Annotated in this window: 1 tRNA gene and 2 rRNA genes; all 3 read left to right on the forward strand. The window is 53.7% G+C overall.

The annotated features are described in order from the left end of the window. Positions 1 to 191: 191 nt before the first annotated feature. The 3 genes from ACR0FC_RS19230 to ACR0FC_RS19240 all read left to right on the forward strand — a co-directional run bounded on the left by ACR0FC_RS19230 (position 192) and on the right by ACR0FC_RS19240 (position 3,516). Positions 192 to 3,018, forward strand: a 23S ribosomal RNA gene (locus ACR0FC_RS19230). Positions 3,019 to 3,238: 220 nt separating this feature from the next. Further along, positions 3,239 to 3,353: ribosomal RNA gene (gene rrf / locus ACR0FC_RS19235) — 5S ribosomal RNA — on the forward strand. A gap of 86 nt (positions 3,354 to 3,439) precedes the next feature. After that, positions 3,440 to 3,516: transfer RNA gene (locus tag ACR0FC_RS19240), tRNA-Met, on the forward strand.

The raw sequence follows: 3,516 nt of genomic DNA on the forward strand, positions 1-3,516 counted from the left end.
GGCAGCATGGGTTCCAGGATGGAAGGCGGGAAAGTATGCTTTTGGTTCAGAAGAAAGATCGCCTTTAGTTACCAGCTGGGCGGTCGCGATTGATTTGATTACTAGCGCAGCTTTGGTTGTGTGCGGTCAAACGCACTCAAGTAGCCGAATAGGCGGTAGTGCCAATATCAAGTCTTTCTCTTTCTGGATCAAATCAAGCGCGAGAAGGGCGTTTGGTGAATGCCTTGGCAGCAAGAGGCGATGAAAGACGTGATACTCTGCGATAAGCCATGGGGAGCTGAGAATAAGCTTTGATCCATGGATCTCTGAATGGGGCAACCCACCTGAATGTTTGTTATTGTTAGCACAGCTGATCAATAATGAGCATGACCAGGTACTTAAGACCTGAATACATAGGGTTTTAAGGGCAAACCCGGGGAACTGAAACATCTAAGTACCCGGAGGAAAGGAAATCAATTGATACTCCCCTAGTAGCGGCGAGCGAACGGGGACCAGCCGAGCCGGATAAGTGAGAAGAACATGTTGGGAAGCATGGCCATAGCGGGTGACAGCCCCGTATTCGAAGCTTTGACGGACGTATTAAGTAGGGCGGAACACGTGAAATTCTGTCTGAAGATCGGAGGACCACCTTCGAAGGCTAAGTACTCCTTGCTGACCGATAGCGAACCAGTACCGTGAGGGAAAGGTGAAAAGCACCCCGACGAGGGGAGTGAAACAGTACCTGAAACCGAACGCCTACAATCAGTCGGAGGCTCCTAGCGAGCTGACGGCGTACCTTTTGTATAATGGGTCATCGACTTGGTCTCACGAGCAAGCTTAAGCCGTTAGGTGTAGGCGTAGCGAAAGCGAGTCTTAATAGGGCGTATGAGTTCGTGGGATCAGACCCGAAACCGAGTGATCTAGGCATGGCCAGGTTGAAGGTGCGGTAACACGCACTGGAGGACCGAACCCACATCCGTTGAAAAGGATCGGGATGAGCTGTGCCTAGGGGTGAAAGGCCAATCAAACTCGGAGATAGCTGGTTCTCTGCGAAATCTATTTAGGTAGAGCGTCATCCGAATACCCCGGGGGGTAGAGCACTGGATGGGTAATGGGGCCCCACAGGCTTACTGATCCTAACCAAACTCCGAATACCCGGGAGTACTAGATGGCAGACACACTGCGGATGCTAACGTCCGTAGTGGAGAGGGAAACAACCCTGACCTACAGCTAAGGCCCCCAATTCATGGCTAAGTGGGAAAGCAGGTGGGACGACCAAAACAACCAGGAGGTTGGCTTAGAAGCAGCCATCCTTTAAAGATAGCGTAACAGCTCACTGGTCTAAACAAGTTGTCCTGCGGCGAAGATGTAACGGGGCTCAAGCCATGAGCCGAAGCTTAGGATGCCGCAAGGCATGGTAGCAGAGCGTAGTGTGACATAGATCCATGCCTCCTTGATCCCTTCGGGGATATTGGAGGCGAGGATCTTTCGATGAAGCCGGGGCGTGAGCCATCCGGTGGAGAGATCACTAGTGAGAATGATGACATGAGTAGCGACAAAGAGTGTGAGAGACACTCTCGCCGAAAGTCCAAGGGTTCCTGCTTAAAGCTAATCTGAGCAGGGTAAGCCGGCCCCTAAGCCGAGGCCGAAAGGCGTAGGCGATGGGAACTAGGTTAATATTCCTAGGCCAGGAGGATGTGACGGATCACAGGTGTAGTTCAATCTTATCGGATTGATTGGGCTGCTGAGTGGTTCCTGGAAATAGCCCTCCATCAGACCGTACCCTAAACCGACACAGGTGGACTGGTAGAGCATACCAAGGCGCTTGAGAGAACGATGTTGAAGGAACTCGGCAAAATACCTCCGTAAGTTCGCGAGAAGGAGGCCCGGTTCCTAGGCAACTAGGGGCTGGGGGCACAAACCAGGGGGTGGCGACTGTTTATTAAAAACACAGGGCTCTGCGAAGTCGCAAGACGACGTATAGGGTCTGACGCCTGCCCGGTGCCTGAAGGTTAAAAGGAGAGGTGAGAGCCTTGAATTGAAGCCCAGGTAAACGGCGGCCGTAACTATAACGGTCCTAAGGTAGCGAAATTCCTTGTCGGGTAAGTTCCGACCTGCACGAATGGCGTAACGACTTCCCCGCTGTCTCCAACATCGACTCAGCGAAATTGAATTGCCTGTCAAGATGCAGGCTTCCCGCGGTTAGACGGAAAGACCCCGTGCACCTTTACTACAGCTTCGCACTGGCATCAGGACTGCAATGTGCAGGATAGGTGGTAGGCTTCGAAGCAGGGACGCCAGTTCCTGTGGAGCCTCCCTTGAGATACCACCCTTTGCATTCTTGATGTCTAACCGCGGTCCGTTATCCGGATCCGGGACCCTGCGTGGCGGGTAGTTTGACTGGGGCGGTCGCCTCCTAAAGCGTAACGGAGGCGCGCGAAGGTTGGCTCAGAGCGGTCGGAAATCGCTCGTTGAGTGCAATGGCAGAAGCCAGCCTGACTGCGAGACTGACAAGTCGAGCAGAGTCGAAAGACGGCCATAGTGATCCGGTGGTCCCGAGTGGAAGGGCCATCGCTCAACGGATAAAAGGTACGCCGGGGATAACAGGCTGATACTGCCCAAGAGTCCATATCGACGGCAGTGTTTGGCACCTCGATGTCGGCTCATCTCATCCTGGGGCTGGAGCAGGTCCCAAGGGTACGGCTGTTCGCCGTTTAAAGAGGTACGTGAGCTGGGTTTAGAACGTCGTGAGACAGTTCGGTCCCTATCTGCCGTGGGTGTAGGAGACTTGAGAGGAGTTGCCCCTAGTACGAGAGGACCGGGGTGAACGATCCACTGGTGGACCTGTTGTTGCGCCAGCAGCAGTGCAGGGTAGCTATGATCGGACAGGATAACCGCTGAAGGCATCTAAGCGGGAAGCCCCCCTCAAAACAAGGTCTCCCTGAGGGCCGTGGAAGACCACCACGTCAATAGGCCGGAGATGTAAGCGCAGCAATGCGTTCAGTTGACCGGTACTAATCGCCCGATAGGCTTGATTTGATCCAGTAACAGAAAGACAAATCACCAAAAGCATACACTGACCTTGAGTTGGACAATTACGTCGCTTTTGCTACGCAAATAGCGACGGTGTTGATTGATGTGAAACCCCGCAAGGGGTGACACAACAACCGTGCGGCAACGCGCATTCGCTTCGCGAATACGCTGCCTGCCGCGCGCCGCCTTTTTGCAAAGCAAAAAGAGCGACGGGGATTTTCCTCGGTTTGGTGGTCATAGCGCAAGTGAAACACCCGGTCCCATCCCGAACCCGGAAGTTAAGCACTGCAGCGCCAATGGTACTTGGGCTCAAGCCCCGGGAGAGTAGGTCACCGCCAAACCTAGAAAAATCCCCCCTCTCAAAAACGATGAAAAAACACGACCAGGTCTCAAACAGCCAAATAGGCAACAGACCAAACCAAAGTGTCGCGGGATGGAGCAGCCCGGTAGCTCGTCAGGCTCATAACCTGAAGGTCGCAGGTTCAAATCCTGCTCCCGCAACCA

It is taken from the genome of Ruegeria sp. BB9 (assembly GCF_056539345.1).